At 46.4% G+C, this 20,090-nt stretch carries 20 protein-coding genes, 1 pseudogene and 1 riboswitch; of the genes and pseudogenes, 18 read left to right on the top strand and 3 right to left on the bottom strand.

Annotation, left to right across the window (positions count from 1 at the left end; translation table 11 throughout):
• Nucleotides 1-137 precede the first annotated feature (137 nt).
• Nucleotides 138-287: a hypothetical protein gene (locus MHI51_RS25480; protein WP_179088269.1), complete on the bottom strand. Its 150-nt coding sequence runs from the start codon at nucleotides 285-287 to the stop codon at nucleotides 138-140.
• A gap of 268 nt (nucleotides 288-555) precedes the next feature.
• Here MHI51_RS25480 and MHI51_RS25475 point away from each other — a divergent pair, with 268 nt between their 5' ends.
• Genes MHI51_RS25475 through MHI51_RS25460 form a run of 4 tightly spaced genes read left to right on the top strand, consistent with a single transcriptional unit; the run spans nucleotide 556 to nucleotide 3,828 of the window.
• Nucleotides 556-1,398, top strand: coding sequence for a glycosyltransferase (locus MHI51_RS25475; RefSeq protein WP_249267796.1), 843 nt, complete (start codon nucleotides 556-558; stop codon nucleotides 1,396-1,398).
• Entirely contained in the window at nucleotides 1,395-2,315 is a 921-nt protein-coding gene (locus MHI51_RS25470; protein WP_143763963.1) for a glycosyltransferase, read from the top strand. Before MHI51_RS25475 ends, MHI51_RS25470 begins: the two co-directional genes overlap by 4 nt.
• On the top strand, nucleotides 2,312-3,049 hold the full coding sequence (locus MHI51_RS25465; RefSeq protein ID WP_076142551.1) for a glycosyltransferase family 2 protein: 738 nt from the start codon (nucleotides 2,312-2,314) through the stop codon (nucleotides 3,047-3,049). The genes MHI51_RS25470 and MHI51_RS25465 overlap by 4 nt, the downstream gene beginning before the upstream one ends.
• Before the next feature lie 47 nt (nucleotides 3,050-3,096).
• Nucleotides 3,097-3,828: a sugar phosphate nucleotidyltransferase gene (locus tag MHI51_RS25460; RefSeq protein ID WP_076208710.1), complete on the top strand. Its 732-nt coding sequence runs from the start codon at nucleotides 3,097-3,099 to the stop codon at nucleotides 3,826-3,828.
• A gap of 65 nt (nucleotides 3,829-3,893) precedes the next feature.
• On the opposite strand, the gene MHI51_RS25455 is transcribed toward MHI51_RS25460, so the two are convergent.
• A complete protein-coding gene (locus MHI51_RS25455) occupies nucleotides 3,894-4,409 on the bottom strand; it encodes a GNAT family N-acetyltransferase (RefSeq protein ID WP_076278183.1) in 516 nt (171 codons plus the stop codon).
• A 195-nt stretch (nucleotides 4,410-4,604) separates the two neighbouring features.
• Between MHI51_RS25455 and MHI51_RS25450 the strand changes: the two genes are divergently transcribed.
• The 13 genes and pseudogenes from MHI51_RS25450 (at nucleotide 4,605) to MHI51_RS25390 (ending at nucleotide 17,643) form a co-directional block, all read left to right on the top strand.
• Nucleotides 4,605-4,892 (top strand): hypothetical protein, encoded by a 288-nt coding sequence (locus tag MHI51_RS25450; RefSeq protein WP_036679726.1) that lies wholly within the window; start codon nucleotides 4,605-4,607, stop codon nucleotides 4,890-4,892.
• A 24-nt stretch (nucleotides 4,893-4,916) separates the two neighbouring features.
• Nucleotides 4,917-5,261, top strand: coding sequence for a hypothetical protein (locus MHI51_RS25445; RefSeq protein WP_036679724.1), 345 nt, complete (start codon nucleotides 4,917-4,919; stop codon nucleotides 5,259-5,261).
• Nucleotides 5,258-5,560: a hypothetical protein gene (locus tag MHI51_RS25440; protein ID WP_051491084.1), complete on the top strand. Its 303-nt coding sequence runs from the start codon at nucleotides 5,258-5,260 to the stop codon at nucleotides 5,558-5,560. Before MHI51_RS25445 ends, MHI51_RS25440 begins: the two co-directional genes overlap by 4 nt.
• Nucleotides 5,541-5,981: a hypothetical protein gene (locus tag MHI51_RS25435; protein WP_139330222.1), complete on the top strand. Its 441-nt coding sequence runs from the start codon at nucleotides 5,541-5,543 to the stop codon at nucleotides 5,979-5,981. The genes MHI51_RS25440 and MHI51_RS25435 overlap by 20 nt, the downstream gene beginning before the upstream one ends.
• 142 nt (nucleotides 5,982-6,123) lie before the next feature.
• Nucleotides 6,124-6,654 (top strand): GNAT family N-acetyltransferase, encoded by a 531-nt coding sequence (locus MHI51_RS25430; protein WP_076130442.1) that lies wholly within the window; start codon nucleotides 6,124-6,126, stop codon nucleotides 6,652-6,654.
• A gap of 2,058 nt (nucleotides 6,655-8,712) precedes the next feature.
• Nucleotides 8,713-8,811: riboswitch (purine riboswitch) on the top strand.
• Between the two features lie 69 nt (nucleotides 8,812-8,880).
• Nucleotides 8,881-10,218: a 5'-deoxyadenosine deaminase gene (locus tag MHI51_RS25425; RefSeq protein WP_076130441.1), complete on the top strand. Its 1,338-nt coding sequence runs from the start codon at nucleotides 8,881-8,883 to the stop codon at nucleotides 10,216-10,218.
• A 137-nt stretch (nucleotides 10,219-10,355) separates the two neighbouring features.
• A complete protein-coding gene (locus tag MHI51_RS25420; protein ID WP_076278175.1) occupies nucleotides 10,356-10,928 on the top strand; it encodes an RNA polymerase sigma factor in 573 nt (190 codons plus the stop codon).
• On the top strand, nucleotides 10,925-12,094 hold the full coding sequence (locus MHI51_RS25415) for a hypothetical protein (protein ID WP_405173345.1): 1,170 nt from the start codon (nucleotides 10,925-10,927) through the stop codon (nucleotides 12,092-12,094). Before MHI51_RS25420 ends, MHI51_RS25415 begins: the two co-directional genes overlap by 4 nt.
• Nucleotides 12,095-12,300: 206 nt before the next feature.
• On the top strand, nucleotides 12,301-14,199 hold the full coding sequence (locus tag MHI51_RS25410; protein WP_076278173.1) for an LTA synthase family protein: 1,899 nt from the start codon (nucleotides 12,301-12,303) through the stop codon (nucleotides 14,197-14,199).
• A gap of 8 nt (nucleotides 14,200-14,207) precedes the next feature.
• Nucleotides 14,208-15,623 carry a hypothetical protein gene (locus tag MHI51_RS25405; protein ID WP_076278172.1) on the top strand — a complete coding sequence of 472 codons (1,416 nt, stop codon included), beginning with the start codon at nucleotides 14,208-14,210 and terminating at the stop codon, nucleotides 15,621-15,623.
• Nucleotides 15,624-15,796: 173 nt separating this feature from the next.
• Nucleotides 15,797-15,997, top strand: a complete 201-nt coding sequence (locus MHI51_RS25400) for a hypothetical protein (protein ID WP_405173344.1) — start codon at nucleotides 15,797-15,799, stop codon at nucleotides 15,995-15,997.
• A gap of 84 nt (nucleotides 15,998-16,081) precedes the next feature.
• Nucleotides 16,082-16,702, top strand: a pseudogene (locus tag MHI51_RS25395) (IS1595 family transposase); the annotation flags it as partial.
• A 26-nt stretch (nucleotides 16,703-16,728) separates the two neighbouring features.
• On the top strand, nucleotides 16,729-17,643 hold the full coding sequence (locus MHI51_RS25390) for a phosphotransferase (RefSeq protein ID WP_076278171.1): 915 nt from the start codon (nucleotides 16,729-16,731) through the stop codon (nucleotides 17,641-17,643).
• 325 nt (nucleotides 17,644-17,968) lie between these two features.
• On the opposite strand, the gene MHI51_RS25385 is transcribed toward MHI51_RS25390, so the two are convergent.
• Entirely contained in the window at nucleotides 17,969-18,721 is a 753-nt protein-coding gene (locus tag MHI51_RS25385) for an AAA family ATPase (RefSeq protein ID WP_076278170.1), read from the bottom strand.
• 253 nt (nucleotides 18,722-18,974) lie between these two features.
• On the opposite strand from MHI51_RS25385, the gene MHI51_RS25380 reads away from it, so the two are divergent.
• Nucleotides 18,975-20,075 (top strand): glycosyltransferase, encoded by a 1,101-nt coding sequence (locus MHI51_RS25380; protein WP_076098583.1) that lies wholly within the window; start codon nucleotides 18,975-18,977, stop codon nucleotides 20,073-20,075.
• Nucleotides 20,076-20,090: the final 15 nt, after the last annotated feature.

Genomic DNA, 20,090 nt, shown 5'->3' with positions numbered 1-20,090 from the left:
CTACTACTTACGGACCCAAATGGCGTTATTTGCAGGTTTGTTGTCTTTTGAGGCTGGTTTCGGACTCTAGTGACGCTATTGTATAGAAATAGAGCCTTATTGGGTTCTTTTGATGCCAATAGCTGCTATGGAGTCCGTTAATAATCTAAAAGTGTGATAATGCGGCGAATAGGAGCAACTGTGTCCGATAGCGCCAAAGTATAATCATCCGCTGCAGATTCGGCTGTGTCCGATAGTGCAAAATTATAATCATCCGTTGCGGATTCGGCTGTGTCCGATAGTGCCAAAGTATAATCATCCGTTGTGGATTCGGTTGTGTCCGATAGCGTCCTAACCTAATCCCCCTGCTGTGTTACTGCGTTCGTTACCGCCGCAGGTTGTGTCCGCGGCAGCTGGCTATGCGCAATGTATCTAAGCCGAAGTTTGGTGGGGAGTACATTTGTCCTGTTTTCAGAACGACAGGAGACAATTGCCGTTACCCTGTGCGTTATAGTACATAAACTGTGATGTAACCCTCAGCCTGAAGAATTGGCTCTGTAAGGAAGGTGGATGAGCATGAAGCCCAAACGAACTTCTGCCCGCCGCACAGGGCGGCGGGTCTCTCGGATGAAGCGGCGGACTTCACGCCCAGTGCGGCAAGTCGCTGTAGTCCCTATAGTTAACCATCCTAATCCCTATGTTTCGGTTATTATTCCAGCCATGAATGAAGCTCAGACCATTGCGGGAGTGATATCTGGAGCCAGAGGGGTCCATCCGCGCTGCGAGGTAATTGTGGTCGTGAATGGATCCACTGATCAAACGGCAGGGATTGCACAATCGCTAGGTGCGCGTGTTATTTCCTATGAGTTGCCGCTTGGACACGACGCTGGCCGTAGTGTGGGAGCTGAGGCAGCCAAGGGAGAAATCCTATTGTTTACAGATGGAGATTTGGTGATACCTGCTTCGGGGCTGCGTCCTTACGTTACTGCTGTTAGTGGTGGAGTGGACATAGCGCTTAATGATTATTCCGGTCCGGTCCGGAAGCTGTCCCCCCATCCGGTGGTGCTGTCTAAACATGCACTGAATATTCTGCTGGGCCGTCCAGATCTGAAGGGATGTTCGATGACGGCAGTTCCGCACGCAATCAGCCGCAGAGCACTTGATATTTTAGGGAGCGATTCATTATCACGTCCTCCACTGGCGCATGCCCAGGCAATTCTTAGTGGACTGCATGTGGTAGCCGCTCACAAAGTACCTGTAGGGAAGTTAAATGCGGTGAGGCGCAAGGAAGACGGCATAGATCCATTGCAGCAGTTGATTACAGCAGATCATATGGAGGCTGTATCCCTCTTGCTGGAACATCGGGGGAACAGAGCGGGCTTTGGCGACGGAGCCCGGCGCAGAGAGATGGTGAGATGATGGTTGCAACTTTACGAGGCACAGCAGCTCGAACGGCAAAGAAACGCCCAATCCGTCACAGGTCAGCCAATCGCTCTGTAAAAGCCAACGCTGCTACTCGCCCGCTTCTGTCTCGGCAATCGAAGGCAGGCAAGGAGACTCTGAAATTACCGAAGTTACGTGGGACTTTGTCAGTCATTATCTCCGCGCGTAATGAGGAGCAGACCTTGTCCCGTCTGCTGCATCAGGTTGCACGGCTTGAACCTGCAGAAATTATCGTCGTACTTAATGGCTGCAGTGATAACTCTTTTCCTATTTCTAGACAACATCGTCAAGCCATTGTAGTACACTGCCCAGAGTCTGTCGGACATGATGTGGGCCGGGCTATCGGTGCAAAGCTGAGTCGCGGGGATATATTGCTTTTTCTGGATGGAGATATGGTCATTCCGGCCTCTCAGCTTGTTTCATTCACGGCGGCTGTAGATCGCGGAATTGATGTAGCTCTTAATGATTTAGACTCACTGATGCCTTCCTTTGGATTATGTGATGATGTCACCCGCAGCAAACTGTTTTTGAATTATGCTCTGGATAGGTACGATCTCGGGGTTAGCTCTATGACAGCTGTTCCTCATGCGCTTTCGCGGCATGCGCTTGAGACCATAGGCTACCGTGAATTAATGGTTCCACCTAAAGCCCAAGCTCGCTCTGTATTAGAAAAGTTACGGGTGGAGAAGGTAGGAACGGTAAATGTTATTAAACATAATCGGCTGCGCAAGGCAAATACAGGGGTTGGAAATGCTGTGGAAAAACTGATCATAGGAGATCATGCTGAGGCTCTACATGAGGTTCTTTCCCGGCGAAAAGCTGGCGGTCTGCTAAGTAGTGAAACACAGCGTGAGTACCGCAGACAGGTAGCCGCTTGGAGGAATCGGATATGACGCTGACGAGTATTATTATTCCAACCTACAATGCGCTGCCCTTGCTGCGGGCCTGTGTGGAATCTATTCGTGCCTACACTCCGCCGCCTTATGAGATTATCGTAGTGGACAATGCTTCAACGGACGGAACAGACACCTATTGCCGTGCGAATCATATAACGTTTATTTCATTGCCAGACAATCGCGGCTTTCCAACTGCATGCAATTTGGGGCTACAGCTAGCGTCAGGTGATGAAGTCCTGCTGCTGAATAACGATGTAGTGGTGTCTCAAGGATGGTTAACTAATCTGAAGAGGGCTCTATATAGTGCTCCTGATGTAGGTATTGTTGGACCAGTCACAAACTATGCCAGTGGACGTCAACAGGTGAAGACCGATTATGAAGGTCTGATAGGTTTTCATCAGGCTGCTGAGAGGGCGAACCTTCCAAATCCCCAGAAATGGCTGGAGACGAGACGGCTGGTAGGATTATGTTTTTTATTCAAAAGAGAGCTGCTAACTTCCGTAGGTCTACTGGATGAGAGATTCTCACCTGGACATTACGAAGATGATGATTATTGTTATCGCGCCAGGATAAAGGGATATCGGCTGCTTATCGCCGGGGATTGCTTGGTGCACCATGAAGGAAGTGCAAGTTTCAAGCAAGTTTACAATACCGGACTGCAAGAACTGGTGGAACGAAATCGCAAGATCTTTATAGATAAATGGAATGTAGATCCTATTAATTTTATATGAAGTGCAGATCCGAAGGCAAAGGACGTAGATAAAGAGGAGGAAAGTAAGTGAAAGGAGTCATACTGGCGGGCGGAACAGGATCTAGACTTCAACCGCTGACCCGGCTTATGAACAAACATTTGCTTCCGGTCGGCAAATATCCTATGGTCTGTTACGGCATAGACCGGCTTCGCCGGGGAGGAATTACCGACATTCTTCTGGTCATAAGCAAGCAGTCTGCTGGCCTGTACACGGATTTTTTAGGTAGCGGTGCTGCATTTGGTGTATCTCTGACCTATAAAATTCAGGAAGCTGCCGGAGGCATTGCCGAGGCGCTTGATTTAGCAGAAGGGTTCATTTTCCCAGGGGAACGATTTGTTGTATTGCTCGGGGATAATCTTTTTATGGATGATCTGAAGCCTTATGTGGAGAGTTATCTTCGTCAGCCAGCGGGCACTGCAAAGGTGTTGCTGAAGCCGGTGGAGGACGCGCGCAGATACGGTGTACCTGTATTTGATAGTCAAGATGCGGCATGGATTGCCTATATCGAAGAAAAGCCTGAGCATCCGAAGACCAATTATTGTGTAACTGGTATTTATATGTATGATGAAGCTGTATTTGATATCATCCGGCAGGTATCGCCTTCCAAGAGGGGGGAGCTGGAGATTACCGATGTAAATAATATATACGCCGCTGATCGCAGACTTAGTTATGATGTGCTTAAGGATTGGTGGAGTGATGCGGGGACGTTCCAGTCTTTACACGAGGCGGGGGAAAAGTTAAAAGATGCACTGCCATAAGGCAGTGCTTTTTTTGTTGTAATCCTGCTATAGATAGCCGCAAGGGCTTTGAAATCACACGTTACTCAGAGAGCTCGGGGGTTAGAAATCCTCCACCAGATTAAATCCTCAGTTTCTTTGTATCTCTCAGAGCCTAGACGCTCCAATACTTTGTGGGAGGCTGTATTATCTTTTTCAGTGTCAGCGATTACATAGACAGCTTGGGGATGGGAGAAGATCCATGCATTAATTGTGTGTAGTGCCTCTGTTGCATACCCTTTTCTTCTATATTTCTCATCAATCCCATACCCTAGAATAACCTCGCCTTTCTCATTCGGGTAACCTTTAAGGATAATGAATCCTATAATACATTGATCTTCCCGATGGATGATGGCCCAGTTCGTTAACCATAGGTAATGGTCGGGGTCCTGCTGCACCTTTTTTAGCCTGATCTGCATAGCATATTGCATTTCATCATCAAGCGCCGCACTGATGGCAGCTAAGCCTAATTGCTGCTGTAGCTCCGAATAGTTATCTATTGCTAGCGTGAGCTCTGGGGCAGTTAAAGGTATTAGATCGATACGCTTGCTTTCAAGCTTCATATATTCCCCACCAACCTTTGGTAAACTCAGGATTGTGCATTTCACATTTTAATCCTTTTAAATGTACTTAGCAATAACGTAATTTTTATGTCATTCCAGTCACGAATAGAGCCTTAACTTGTCGAGGATCCCGGCACCGTCCCGGCTCCTGCCGCATATGCTGTAGCAGGGCGTTTGAGCAAAGGAGACATGAAGGTGCAGAGTAAAATAACTAAAGTCCTGCAGCACATGGCCCATACGCACGAACAGATGGCGCGGATTCTAGATGCTGAGCGCCATGTGGCTGTCCGTATGTCGCAAATTGTCCACGATCTGCCAGATGCGGAGCCTGATTTTGATGGGATCAGCGGGATGATCGAAAGCTCAACTCAGGTAAACAAGAACATTATTGCTTACTTGAATGCACTTGCAGATCTGGAAGAAGCGATGGCTGATGGGGTAGGCAGAGTGATTAAGGAATTGAACGGTCAAGAAGAAGAGTAACGCTATAGGAGCAGGAGGCGGAAGATGAGCAGAGAAAAGGCTTATCTGCAAATGCTGGAGTCCACCGCCGCCATCCAGTGGAACGTTGCGTTGATTCTGGAAGCTAAGGCGGTTGAAGCTGAAAAGGTAAAGCAGTGGGCACAGCATCATATCCACGCTAGAGCCTTTGATTCCCACAGTGAGCAACTGAAGGAGTCCCTCTCTATACACGAGGTCATCGTGGAGATGGTCGAAGGGCTGACCAAACTGGAGAACGGACTCTACAGCAATTTAAAAGCAGTGCTGGGCAGTGGTGAAGACGATGGTGGCGGGGAAGGTTTTGGAGACATGTCAGGTGATGGCTTTAGTTTTGGAGAAGACAGCAAATGAGCGGGGACCGTCTCTCTGAACATGCCGTCAAGCTGGAGATGATTCGCTCCATTTCGCGCAGTCAGGCTGCTTTGGCGGCCATCTTGGAGAGCATCGCCGAATTGACGGAGCAATCTGAGTTGACGGCCCGCAAATTGAGCGACAATATCAGGATTTTAAGTGGGTATCAGAGTGCGATGTGCCGGATGATGTCCGGGATTTCATTACATCGTCCTAAACGGGGAATTCCTGCTGCGCCATGGCTGAGCAAGGCATACGCCGTAGGAACCTCCAGAGAACATGGAGCACAGGAGGAGTAGAAGCATGAAGAAAAAAAGCCGCAGAACGCTACGTTCAGGCAGAACCCGTAGACGCACATTGCTGCTCTCGCGGAAAGCAAAAGTTCGTAAAGGGCTAGCCCGTAAATCCCGCAGAGTTCTTGCCCGGAAAACTGCTCGTTATGGGAAGTCAAAGAAAGGCCTATTGCTACGCAAGAAAAGAAGACTTCGTCGCAAGCTTGTTCGTAAAGTAAGGGTTGCGCAGCCACCGGTGATTGTGGTACCCGTGAGCGAGGCTCCGCCTGCTCCACAGGTAATTCCGCTCCCCCCGGAGCTGGGCGTTTCGCCGGAAACGCCTCCGGCAGACGCCTTTCAACAGGGCTACACCGAAGCATACAACGTGGGGTTCGACGCCGGTTTCGCCAAGGGCTTCGAGGACGGGCATAAGCTGGAATTCAGCTAGGAGACACAGATGACAAGATCCGCTCCGTCCGTGAGCGGGTCTTGGGGTTTTCGTGCGGACTGGTTTGCTGCGCTGCCGATGTGATAAACTTCATAATGAAAGTGAAAATAATATGAGGTTAAGATGAAGGCAGGGATGATTCATGGGTACTGAGATTCGCAGAGCACGCAAAGATGAGATTGATGAAATTATGGAGCTGATTGCCAAATGCGTACAGGTGATGCAAGCAGGTGGCAGCGATCAGTGGGACGAGCATTATCCGAACCGGGAGATCATCTCCCTTGATATTGAACGTGGCAATCTATGGATATGTGAGGAGAACAATGCGGTGGCCGGCATTCTAGTGTTGGACGAGCATCAATCTGAGCAGTATGGGAAGATTGACTGGACTGAAACGCAAGGGCCTCATTTAATTATGCATAGATTGGCTGTGCATCCCGAAGTGCAAGGGAAGGGAATTGCACGCCGTCTTAGCACTTATGCAGAAGAATATGCTCGCCAGAATGGTTATTCCAGTATCCGTCTGGATACATATGCTAAGAACACTGGGGCACTCGCCCTATATCCCAAGTTAGGTTATGATCGCAGGGGTGAAGTAACTTTTCCGGGGCGCACCGCTAATTTTCCGGTGTTCGAGAAGGTTCTAGAAAAGCACGGAAATTCGGAAGCTTAACATAGCAAGAGAACCAGAGGATATCTCAGAGCCATCAAATGGCTGCTGGGATATCCTCTTTTTTCGTGAAAATAACACCTTTCTCTAAACAAAAACTTTGTTTGATTAGGTAGCATTTGCGCTTACGGAAACCCTGCTCAAAAGGCGATGAATTTGCAAAAAAGCGTCATTGGAGTCCGAAACCCTGCTCAAAAAGCGATAAGTGTGCAAATAGCGTCAGCTGGGTCCGAAAGCATCAGTGGCAGAGTATGACTCGACAGTAACGGACCCAGATGACCTTAAACGTGGAATTTTCCCACATTTGGGATGCTATCGGACTCCAGCGCAGCTATTGGTATAAAACACACTGCATATGGACCTGTTTCGAGGGAATAGCGTCACTGGAGTCCGAAATCTTACTCAAAAGGCGATAAATGTGCAAATAGCGTCATCTGGGTCCATAAGCATCAGCGACTGAGTATGACTCGACAGTAACGGACCCAGATGACCTTAAACGTGGAATTTTCCCACATTTGGGATGCAATCGGACTCCAGCGCAGCTATTGGTATAAAACACACTGCATATGGACCTTTAACGAGGGAATAGCGTCACTGGAGTCCGAAATCTTGCTCAAAAGGCGATAAATGTGCAAATAGCGTCATTGGAGTCCGAAACCCTGATCAATAAGCGAAAATATGCAAATAGCGTCATCTGGGTCCATAAGCATCAGCAGTTGAGTATGACTCGATAGTAACGGACCCAGATGACCTTAAACGTGGAATTTTCCCACATTTGGGATGCTATCGGACTCCAGCGCAGCTATTGCTATAAAACACATTGCATATGGGCCTGTAACGAGGGAATAGCGTCACTGGAGTCCGAAACCATGCTCAAAAGGCGATAAATGTGCAAATAGCGACATCTGGGTCCGAAAGTATGGAGGATTATGACTCACCTGTGGTGTAGACGTAGCGAGAACAATAGAAGCCGAAGTAGGCAGTAGAGTAGGCGCAAGTGGAAAGTAGCGGTACAGAAGAAGTAGTAGTAGCAGAAGCAGTAGACATAGCAGTGGAATAGGCGCAAGGGGAACGTAGAAGTGCAGAAATAAGAGTAGTGTAGGGGCAGTAGTAGTAGCAGAAGCAGTAGACATAGCAGTGGAATAGCCGCAGGGAGAAAGTAGAAGTGCAGAAGTAGGAGTAGTGTAGGGGCTGGAGTTGTTGTAGCAGTATCAGTAGATGTAGCAGTGGAATAGGCGCAAGGAGAAAGTAGAAGTACAGAAGTAGGGGGGAGTGTAGAAGCAGAAGCAGTAGACGTAGCAGTGTAATAGGCGCAAGGGGAACGTAGAAGTGCAGAAATAAGAGTAGTGTAGGGGCAGTAGTAGAAGCAGAAGCAGTAGACGTAGCAGTGTAATAGGCGCAAGGAGAAAGTAGAAGTGCAGAAGTAGGGGGGAGTGTAGAAGCAGAAGCAGTAGACGTAGCAGTGGTATAGGCGCAGGGAGAATGTAGATGTGCAGAAATAGGAGTAGTGTAGAAGCCGAAGCAGTGCAGAAGTAGCAGTTGAGTAGCAGTAGGGTCGGCATAGGTCAGTTAGATGAATAGAGTTAGACGTACACTTTCGGGCTCTGACCAGTTTACCATATTGCGCTATATGCATAGCGGTTTAGCATAACGCGTTAGAGTAAGCAGAGATACTGTCCGAAATGGTCGACCTAATCGTGCGAAATGGCCGATCTAATCGTGTGAAATGGTTGGCCTAATCGTGCGAAATGGCCGATCTAATCGAACGAAACCGCCGACCTAATCGAACGAAACGGCTGTCTCTTAAGCCATGAAATAGCTCTTGGATAGCTTATTTTTTATGTATTCCTGACAGTAAATCTGACGCAAAGTATAAGGTATCGTGATCGAAATTTTCTTCAAACAGAATAATCGTGATCATAAATCTAATTATGTTATTTAACATAACATAAAATACTAAATCACTTTTATAAAACAGTATTAATAAAACTAAATCGATTTTATATGTAACATATATTGACACAAAACCTGTCTTTAGATTATTATTGGACTATTCAAATTACAAATGAATAGTCTTTTTTTCGTATATCCTTAATAATTGGTTTAAGGGTCTCTACCGGGAACCGTAAATTTCTGGCTACGAAAATATGCTCAGGCATATTTTTGTGGCCTTTTTGTGTTACAAGCGTGAAGTTGTGCTGGAATTAACTCAATGAGGGGGAGAAGGCTATGGGGAATATTTTGATCAAAAATGCCGAAATCATTACGATGAACAAGCAAGAGGAAATTATACACGGGGATGTCCGGATTAAGGATGATCTCATTGTTGAAATCGGCACTGGCCTGATCCCGCAGGGCGACGAGCAGATCATTGATGCTACGAACCGTACATTAATTCCGGGTTTTATTCAGACTCATATTCATTTATGCCAGACGTTATTCCGTGGTAAAGGGGACGATCTGGAGCTGATGGATTGGCTGCGCAAACGAATCTGGCCATTAGAGGCCGCGCATGATGAAGAATCCCTTTATTATTCGGCTATGCTTGGCATCGGCGAACTGATCACTAGCGGCACGACGACGATTGTGGATATGGAGACTGTCCATCATACGGATTTTGCGTTTCAGGCTATAGCTAAAAGTGGAATCCGGGCCTTGTCCGGCAAGGTGATGATGGATCAAAAAGGGGGAGATGTGCCTGAGGCGCTGCAGGAGGATACCGCATCTTCTTTGCAGGAAAGTGTCGATCTACTGGAAAAATGGAATGGTTATGGAAACGGCCGGATTCAGTATGCATTTTCTCCACGTTTTGTGATTTCCTGTACAGAGCCTTTATTAACCGAGGTGCGGGATCTGTCCGCAAGATACGATGTGAAGGTGCATACTCATGCGTCTGAGAATTTAGGGGAAATTGAGATTGTGCAGGCCATGACTGGCATGCGTAACATCGTCTATCTGGATCATCTAGGATTAGCCAATGAACGGCTTATACTGGCGCATTGCGTGTGGCTGGATGCTGAGGAGCGGCGGATTTTGCGGGATCGAGGAGTGCATGTAAGTCATTGCCCGGGTTCCAATCTGAAATTGGCCTCCGGAATTGCCGACACACCAGGGATGCTTCATGAGCATGTTTCTCTTAGTCTGGGAGCGGATGGCGCTCCATGCAATAACAATCTGGATATGTTTAATGAGATGCGATTGGCGGCGATTATTCAAAAGCCTCATCACGGACCCACAACCATGGATGCCCGCAGTGTATTCCGTATGGCTACTATTGGTGGGGCGAAGGCCGTAGGGATGGAGGATAAGATCGGGAGTATCGAGGTAGGCAAAAAAGCAGATCTAGTGCTCCTGAATCTCTACAATTTTCATACCTTCCCCTCTTACGACGTAGATCCCATCTCTAGAATTGTATATTCCGCTACGCGGGCAGATGTGGAGACAACGATAATCGACGGGGAGATCGTGATGGAAAGAGGTTTGCTAAAGACTGTGGATAAAGAAATTGTACTAAATGAAGCTAACCGTTCTATTAAAAGATTACTCACGCATACCTCGATCGTTTGAGGGGAGAGGTCGATTCGGATTTGGATATCTTATCATTCGCAGGGGATCACTGGACCCCCTGTTTTTTTATGAGAAAATATGAACATAAGGGAACTAAAGTGCCTTTTATGAGGTCGTATTAAGTGAGGTGAAGCTAATTGGAACTGGAAGGTCTTCAGCATAGCGAGACGATGAATGAACAGCAACTAAGAGAAATCATGAGCCGTTACGGAGAGGATATATGGAATTATATCTATTATCTTACCAAAAATTCTGAACAAGCCGATGATCTGGCTCAAGAAGTATTCATTAAATGTTATTACCGGATTGGAACGTACCGGGGGAATTCTTCATTTAAAGCATGGTTGCTTACGATTGCCAGGAATACTGTTTTTTCGCACCGGAAATCGCGCTTTTTTCGTTCGGGCTTATGGGGTGGTGTACAGCCATTGTCCACGGTTGATGTGGAGCAGCGGGAAAAAACTATCGAACCTCTTGGCGTAGCCCGATCTGCGGAGATGGAGTATTTGGGTAATCAGTCCATTGGTGAGATATGGGGTCTAATTATGGCATTGTCTCCAAAGCTGCGCGAAATATTGGTCCTGGATTTGAAATATGAGCTCTCTATAAAAGAAATAGCTGAACTGATGAACTTGAGTCACGGAACGGTAAAATCAAGATTGCACCGAGCGCGGCAAAAAATTCAGAACAAATTAAAGGGGGTAGAATGATGGAGGATCATAAACCGGAATGGTATGCTCAGGCCCGAAAAGGACCTTTTGGAAATGAAAAGTTTACTATGAGGCATGCAGACAACGTCATTCGCCAAATTCAAGAAGATCAACAGGGAGCGAAATCTTACTCAGGAAAAAGACTGCCTGTGCAATTGTTGGCTGTGGCGAGTTTTATTGTATTGTTGGGCTTAGGTGTATTCTTTCTGAACGGAAGGTTCCTCGGTAATGAATCAAGCAACCCTGCGCAAACGGAGGTTTCGTCGCATTTCACGGAGGCTGAGCTACAGCGGAACGCAGATCAGGTGATGCAGAGTTTACTTGGAAAGACTTATCCGCTAGATCACCGGGAATGGCTTAAGGAGCAACAGCAGATATTTTACTCTTACCAGAAAGGTGAGGACTCCGCATATATCTGGATCAATTATGAGACAGGAGAACTGGTGCAAACGAAGATGAGTACGATTCTGACAGCTGCAGAGATCGACGCTGAAATGAAAACCCGTGCGGAAGAGATCAAGGGCAAACTGGGTTATGCGAATGATTCAGCTTATGAAGTGCTCAGATACGTTGAATATGATGTTACACAACATTCTGGCGTGAAAATTGAGAATAACTTTAGGGCGGAGAAATGGCGTATCGGATTTGTGAATGGTGAATTCGATTACGCATCAGCCACGCTTGAGGCCTCGGCGGTATCAGAAGAGATGCGTCAAGCTGGGGAAGAGGCATTGAAGGTGTTGAGAGGTAACGGAGGTGATGAAGAGCTTAGTTTAGTATTTCGGGCTATGGACAAGGATCAGGATACGCTTACGCTGCAATACGGATCAAAGGTTTCGGTTACGTTCGATACTGTTACTAGAAGGATTGAGCAGATTAGTGATACAAATCCTCGTGCTAGTGATAAAACAGATCCCAAACAACTAACGGTATTAGACCGGGAGTTGTCTCTAATTGATGGGGATCGCCTACGTGAGAAGGCAGCACCTCTGCTGACTAAGATATTTAGCGTTGCTGATGTGGGCGGATATAGCTTGCTTAAAAGAGATCAGGAGCCCGGGAATCTCACCTTTCATAAGCTTGGCAGTCCTGAGATCACTGTATATTATGATAGTGATTTAACGATCTGGAAGGTAAAAGAGGATTTGCCAGCAAGCCAGTCTTAGATTGAAAGTCATAACATAATAGGCTTAAATAGGGAGGTTCCACAGCCGAAAAGGCGTGGGATTTCCCTATTTGTAGTGGGAGCGAAAGGTGCACATTTTTGATAAAAAAAGTAAGTATTGTTATACTAGAACAATCTGATATTTTACAGAAAAGATGAATAGAGTTCATAATCAGAACAAATGAAAAGGTAAGAGGGGATTAAAACGTGAAAAAGCACGGGCCGAATCGAGCTCAGTTCTATATTGTTGTCCTGCTGCTATGGTTGAAGCTGCTCCTGCTGAGAGTGCTGTTCTTTGATAGAATTGCTTGGGAATGGATTGCAGCAGATGTTGCTCCAGTCCTCTTCATCATGGGGATACTGACGGTCATTACTCCTTCGCGGGTGAGAACAGCTGTCTATTGGACATTTAACGGGATATTATCGCTGCTGCTGTTCGCAGCCAGTGTATATTTCAATCACTTTGGTTCTGTTCCTACGTATCTGGCTTTATATGAACTGAATCAGGTGTTTCAAGTGAAGGCAAGCGTAGAATCAACGATACAGACTATTGATTATTTATTTTTCGCTGATTTTGTGATCATGGCAATCTATGTCTTGATCCGCAGATGGAAGCATGGAAAAGCCTATCCGCGTGAGCGTGAGCGATTCAGCTCCCGGAACACACGATTGGCACATATGATGGTGATTCTGGTGGCTATTCTTGGAGGTTTTGCTTTATCGGCCAATTCTGTCAATTCTGCGCGGGGAATTACAAATGAGCTTGTGCAGGCAGAAAGTGCCGGATTCCTGAATTATGAGGTCGTTGCCGCAATTAAGGTCAAGGAAGATAACAATCTCATTGGAACCGGAGATATTAAGGATACCATCGCGAAGATTGATGAGCTACAAGCTTCCTATCCTTATAGTAGTAAGGCCGCGGGCACAGCACCTGAGTATTTCGGCTCCCAAAAGGGCAAAAATGTAATTGTCATCCAAATGGAAGCTTTCCAAAACTTCCCGCTGCATCAATCCCTGAAGGGTCAAGAGCTGACTCCAGTGTTGAACAAGTTGGCAGATGAGGGATTTTACTTCCCCCATGTCTACCAGCAGATTGGTCCGGGCAATACTTCTGACGCTGAATTTATGAGCAACACGTCGATTTATCCAATCGGGACCTTGGCAATGTCCACTGGATTCGGGGACAGAGAACTGCCGAGCCTACCACGTCTGCTGAGAGATAAAGGATATGAGGCGTACACCTTTCACGTGAATCAAGTGGGCTTTTGGAATCGGAATGAGCTATATCCTGCACTTGGATTTAACGGCTATTATGATAAAGATTATTTTACCAATGATCATTTTAATGCGTTTGGTGCTTCCGATGAACAGCTTTATATTACGGGTGTCGAGAAATTGGCAGAGCTGCAGAAGAAAGGAACTCCTTTCTACGCACAAATGGTGACGGCGTCCAGCCATCATCCCTTCCAAATTCCGGACTCTTTTAAGAAGATCTCAGTGCCTGATGAGTTAAAAAACACGATGCTTGGCGATTATTTGACTGCTATTAACTATACTGATTATGCCATTGGAACTTTAATAGAGGGTTTGAAGAAAAATGGAATGTGGGATAACACTGTGCTGGTGATGTATGGCGATCATTTTGGCTTGCAGCCGCAGGATGTGCCACCGGAGCAAATAGAAAGTGCGTTGGGGATTCCATACGATTCCCGGATCAGTCGCTTTAATATTCCATTGATTGTACATGTACCAGGAATGGAGCAAGGGAAGGTAGTAGAGAGAACAGGTGGACAGTTGGATATTCTTCCTACGATAGCTAACCTATTGGGGGTTTCTTTAAAAGAAGAAGGTTATACAGCATTTGGTCATGATCTCTTGAACATTGATCGTAATGTGTTAGGAATGCGGTATTATTTGCCTTCTGGTTCTTTCTTTAATGATGATATTCTCTATGTGCCTGGTAAAGATTTTGCTGATGGTAAAGCTGTGTCGCTGGATACGCTTAAGCCAGTATCGGATTTCACAAAATATCAGACTGATTATGAGTATATTTTGAAGCTAATGAATTTGTCCGACGAATATGTGAAGCTGTTACCACAGAGATAGGGGGAATCATGAAAAAGTTCTGGAAACCGGAGTATCTCGTAGGCCTTGCCGGCTGCGGTATCATTATTTATTTGCTATTCGTAGGGCCTTTTATTGGTGTTGCCGATAACGGAGATTTTTTGCGTATGATGAATACCATCGGTCTGAACTACTATGACACTGGAGCATCATATGCCGACCAGTTTTTCAATTTTAGTCATTCCAGTTTTGCGTATGAAAATTTATTTAGAGGTTTTTATCCTTCCTCACAGATTTTTATAGTACTTGTGCCGAGATTGATCGGCGGGCTCATCCATGGCAGCTTTTTTGATGTTCGTTTGCTGGGTGCAGTTTATGGGCTTCTTTTACTGGCGGCAACTTGGCTGCTGGTGAAGTATAATGCTCGTGGCTCTTATGTTACAGGGCTGCTGTTGGGAGCAGCTATCTTATTTGTGTTTTACGATATCGGGTATGTGGCCTATTTCAACTCCTTGTTTGGAGAACCAGTGTCGATGGTGTTTATGCTGCTGACATTTGCATTAGGATTAAGATTAACCAGCCAAGAGAAGCCAACCACTAAAGGATTAACTTTGTTTTTTATCGCAATTCTGTTTCTGGTCACCTCCAAAATCCAGAATGCACCCATTGGGATTGCCTTTGCTCTGATTTTCTTGCGGTTTATGATGCTTGACGGAGAGGGCAAATGGAGGAAGCTGGCTTTACGTTTTTCGATTGCCATCTTTCTTGTATCCATCGTTTTGTATGTGGCAGCGCCAAAAGATCTGAAGCATATTAATCTGTATCAAACGGTGTTTTTTGGGATTTTAAACGAATCGCCGGATGTGAAGGGAGACTTGCAGGATCTCGGATTGCCGGAGCGGCTGGAGGTACTGGCGGGTACAAATTATTTTCAGACCGATACAGTGATTAAGCAGAATGATCCTTCGCTGGTTCCGGACTTCTATGACCGTGTATCTCATAAAGATGTATTGTTCTTCTATCTGAAGCATCCGGACCGGTTGATAGATAATATGAAATATGCTGCGAGTAACAGCATGGCGATTCGCCCGTATTATCTAGGAAACTACGAGAAAAGCGAGAATAAACCAGCAGGTGCATTATCCTATACTTACAGTGCATGGAGCCAATTCAAAAATAAACATATTCCGCATACGCTCGGATTTCTCTCCATATTCTATCTGGTGTATTTTGCGGGAGCTTTGTTCCAGTATTTCCGCAGCAGAGATATTCGTGGCAAAGTTGCCGGCGAGCTGCTGATGCTGCTAGGACTAATAGGGATTTTCTCCTTCTTGGTTCCGATTCTTGGGGACGGGAGGGCTGACATCGGTAAGCATTTATTCTTGTTTAATGTGTGCTTCGATATGATGGTTGTAGTCATGTTTGGATGGATTGTACACAAGCTGACGGGGATTGCGAGACGCTAATTTCAAGCACCTATCAAACACAAAATAACACAAAGCAAACAGCAAGTTTCCGATTTGGAGACCTGCTGTTTTTTTAAAAATATGGCTATGTTAAACTTTGTTGTTGATATTTCATAATTAAGAACAAATGTTCTATAATAAGGGCGATATAACTGTTCGGAGATGATTTGCCCATGGATTTAAAGGAACTGAAAAAGCTTGCTGATACGTTGGACGATAATGGTAAGCGAGAACTTATCTACTTTTTGCAGTCCCGAACCAAGGGAGTGGCACTTCCAGTTCGAGCGATTGATGAAATTCAAGAGCAGAAGCATAAATATGGACTTATTTGCCCGCATTGCAAAAACGATTCTGTTGTTCGATTTGGAAAGTAGGCTGTAAGAACACGCACTGGAGAGGTTAAACGTCAACGTTACCGTTGTAAGTCCTGTCGCCAAACATTCAATGACCTTACGAACACCCCTCTGCAACGAATGAGGCGACCTCATATGTGGGTTCGTTTTATCGAATGCATGATTGAGGGCTTTTCTCTGAGAAAATGTGCAGAGCAGTTAAACGATGAAGTCACGCATGTCACCTTGTTTTACTGGCGGCATAAGATTCTTTCCGCTCTGAAGCAGATTCCAACCGAAGCATTTCAAGATATTGTTGAAATGGACGAGACCTACTTTCTTTACTCGGAAAAGGGCGAGCGGAATATTACCGAACGCAAGCCACGTAAACGTGGCGGCAAAGCGAAATATCGTGGTATAAGCCACGATCAAGTGTGCGTGCTGGTTGCCCGTGACCGTCAGAAAATGACTTACTCTGGCGTACTTGGGCGTGGACGTATTCGGATTACAAAATTAGACGGAGCGATTGGTGGTCATCTATCTGACTCAAACGTGTTATGCACTGATTCATGGAGGGCATTTAGCTCCTATGCGAATTCAAAAGGCATGACTCATTACCGATTCAAGTCCGACGGAAAACAACGTGTGAAAGGCGTGTACCATATCCAAAACGTAAACAGCTACCACAGCCGCTTGAAGAAATGGATGGATCGCTTCACTTTTAGGGAATGTAAACATCTAAATAACGTAAGGAACGAGGAGGCAGACAATTCATGGGAGGAACGAATGTATGGGATGCGGAGTGGGAGGTTAACGAAGAGCAGGCGCGGACGCTGATCGGCAGACAATTCCCTCAGCTGTCATCGAAGCAAGTGAAGCGAATGGGCTGGGGCTGGGACAATACGGTTTTTCTCATCGGTGACGAGTACGTGTTCCGGTTTCCAAGAAGAACGATTGCAGTTGGTTCGATTCGTATGGAAGGGAAGCTGCTGCCAAAGCTGGAGACATATATAACCATCCCCTATCCGAAACCGTTGTTTTATGGCGAAGCAAGTGACGAATACCCGGCACCATTTCTTGGCTATGACTACGTGCTAGGAGATTTCCCAATCGGTTTGACGGAAGAACGCCGGGCTTTATCGGCAGAGACGCTGGCGAAATTTTTGCGGAGATTGCATGAGTTTCCGGTGCAGGCAGCGCTGGAGTGCGGAGTTCAGCAAGATCATCGAAACTTGACGGACATAGCATCGCGCAAAGTGAAATTGGAGGGCTTTCTATCGAAGGTGGTTGAACACTTGTCGCCGGAGGAGTCCGGTGTGATCGAAGCGTATATTAGCAGGCTGCAAAAGGACCGTGTCGAGGCGGTGAATGCACTGCTACATGGCGATCTTCATTTCAAAAATATGCTTGTGAATGAGAACGGGATCGTTTCCGGCATCATTGATTGGGGCGATCTGAGCGTAGGCCATCCGGCTTGCGATTTGAGCGTTGCTTATAGCTTTTTACCACCTTACGCTCGCGGCGTGTTTTTCGAAACGTACGGAGGAGCGGACGAGGAAACGAAGCTGCTGGCGCGGCTAATCGCGGTATACATCCCCATACTGATCTTAATGCAAGCGGTCGATGACGGGAATGAAGCAATTGCGGCAGAGGCGAAATCCAACATCATGCGGGCACTGTCGGATTAGGCTTATTATTTCGTTGCGGCTATGGGGCTATGGCTATCGGCACCATTTTGTCGTTTAAAGGCCGCGATAAGGTACGATCCGCCTTCTCTGATGCCGCTTTATGTTGAGGAACACGAAATTCAACAGAGTAAGTCGTTGCGCTAACGGGACACGATAGCAATAAACCGCCTTTTCAACGAAGGCGGTTTTCTTATGGTCAAATATCAACATTAGAATTTAACATAGCCTATAATATAAGAATTTATATGTTCCATGTTGTAAATTATCCTTATATTTCTCGCTTAAACGCTTACCGTCCTTAAAGGGACGTCGAAGTCGTGTATGCTTATTCATCTTCAAATAACTCACGCAACATCCCTTGACGATCGTTCATAAACGCTTTGGTCACGGTATAATGTTCGGTTTCCTCCAAGGCGACGGACCGTACTCCCTCCCCCTCCAAGAGAAAAATTTCAGCACCGGGATAGGACATCAGAATGGGGGAATGAGTTGCGATAATGAACTGTGAATCTTGCCCGACCAGCTCATGCATACGCACCAGCAGAGACATTTGACGTAAGGGGGAAAGCGCTGCTTCAGGCTCGTCGAGGATATAAAGGCCGCGGCCGCCGAAACGGTGAACGAATGTAGCTAAAAAAGACTCTCCGTGGGACTGCTCATGCAGAGATTTGCCTCCGTAGGAGTCTTTGATCGGTGGGCCACCGGGTTGTTCATCCAACTCATCAATATAAGAAGCCACATTATAGTAACTCTCCGCACGCAGAAAAAAGCCGTCCTTCGGCCGTCTAACCCCTCTAGCAATTCTAAAATACTCATAAAGATTCGAATGCGAGGAACGAGTGTTAAAAGAAAAGTTTAGCGTTCCACCCTCAGGGTTAAAGCCCCAAGCAGCAGCAATTCCCTCTAACAAGGTTGATTTGCCCGTGCCGTTCTCTCCAACAAGAAAGGTCACTGGTTTTTGAAAAGTCAGGCGATCCAGCGTTCGAACAGCAGGCAGATGAAATGGATAGGTTTGAAAGGATGGCACCAGATCACGCAGCAGCTCTGCGTGTCGCAAATACAACGTGGTGTTATTCATAGTTCCCCCCTTGTGAATTTCAAAAAGTAATCATCTTCGGACAGATTGGACAGAGATGACAAGTTTAGTGCCTCTAGCTAGACCTTTATAGTATAACAGCATCCAGCGAGTGGATGAAATTTGACGGGGTTCGGGCAAGCCGGGCAAAAGACAGGGTACATCTGCCAATTTAGTTCTAGTAATGACAGATGTCCATGAGGCGAGTGCTGACTCCGCATATAGTTATACTGTCTTGAGAATACAACGGGGCAGGGTGAAGGCCGTGAAAGCGAAAAGGAGAAAACACAAGCGTCCGCGAGATTATCGCGACGGTTATCACGAAGGATATCGTCTTGGCATGTGTGAGGCTGTGCAGCGTCGGAGTACTGTAGAGGTCGAAGCCTGTCGGCCATTTAAGCTAATGTATGTTCCTCAAGGGTTCCATGCAATCGATACTGGGGTAATTGAGGCGCTTCAGCAGCTTGTAAGTGAGCTTGTGATAAGCACTCCAGAAACTATGCTGGAGACCGCAGCTCGGGAGATGCCCGGGGCAGTGCTGGTTATGAATGGACTGCATGTTTTTCCGGAAAATCATTTAGAACAGATTACAGAAATCAGAAAGCTGGGCATTCGGACTGCGATCTGGTTTGTGGATGATCCTTATTTTACAGAGGATACTTCAGTGATTTGCCGGCATTATGATCACGTCTTTACGCATGAGCTCGGTTGTGTGGAGTTTTATCAATCCTTTGGGGTTCCATCCGTTCATTATTTACCGCTTTGCGTCAATCCAAAGATGTTCTATCCGCGCCGTACGGCACCGCAGTATAAGTACGACATTGTGTTTATTGGCAATGCATTTCATAATCGGACAGCGCTGTTTGATGAACTTGCCCCCTATCTAAAGGATAAGAAGGTGCTGATCGCTGGCGGCTTCTGGGAACGGCTTGCGACTTATGACCAGCTTGCCCCTTTTATTAGCAATGGCTTTATCCCGCCTGAGGAAACTGCGAACTATTACAGTGGTGCAAAGCTAGTCATTAATATTCACCGTCCGTGGGAGGAGGGGCAGGATAACCGGAATAGCTTCCGTTTACCATCACGCTCTATCAACCCACGTACTTATGAGATCAGTGCCTGCGGTACTATGCAGCTTACGGATGTTCGTGAGGATCTGGGCAATTATTATCGGCCAGGTTATGACTTGGATACTTTTGGCTCTGCTAAGGAATTGCAGGAGAAGATTGAGTACTATCTGAAGCATGAAAAAGAGCGCCGAATTTACGCTTTACGGGGACTACAGACAACCATGCGCAACCATACATTCACTGCGCGTTTGCCTCATTTGCTGAATGTGATTGCTTCAAGTGTATGAAATCTATAACGGGAT

This window comes from Paenibacillus sp. FSL H8-0260, from assembly GCF_045040625.1.
In the GTDB taxonomy this organism is placed as follows: domain Bacteria; phylum Bacillota; class Bacilli; order Paenibacillales; family Paenibacillaceae; genus Paenibacillus_AQ; species Paenibacillus_AQ odorifer.
Note: the sequence above shows the minus strand (reverse complement) of the source record. Positions and strands in the feature narration are given on the sequence as shown.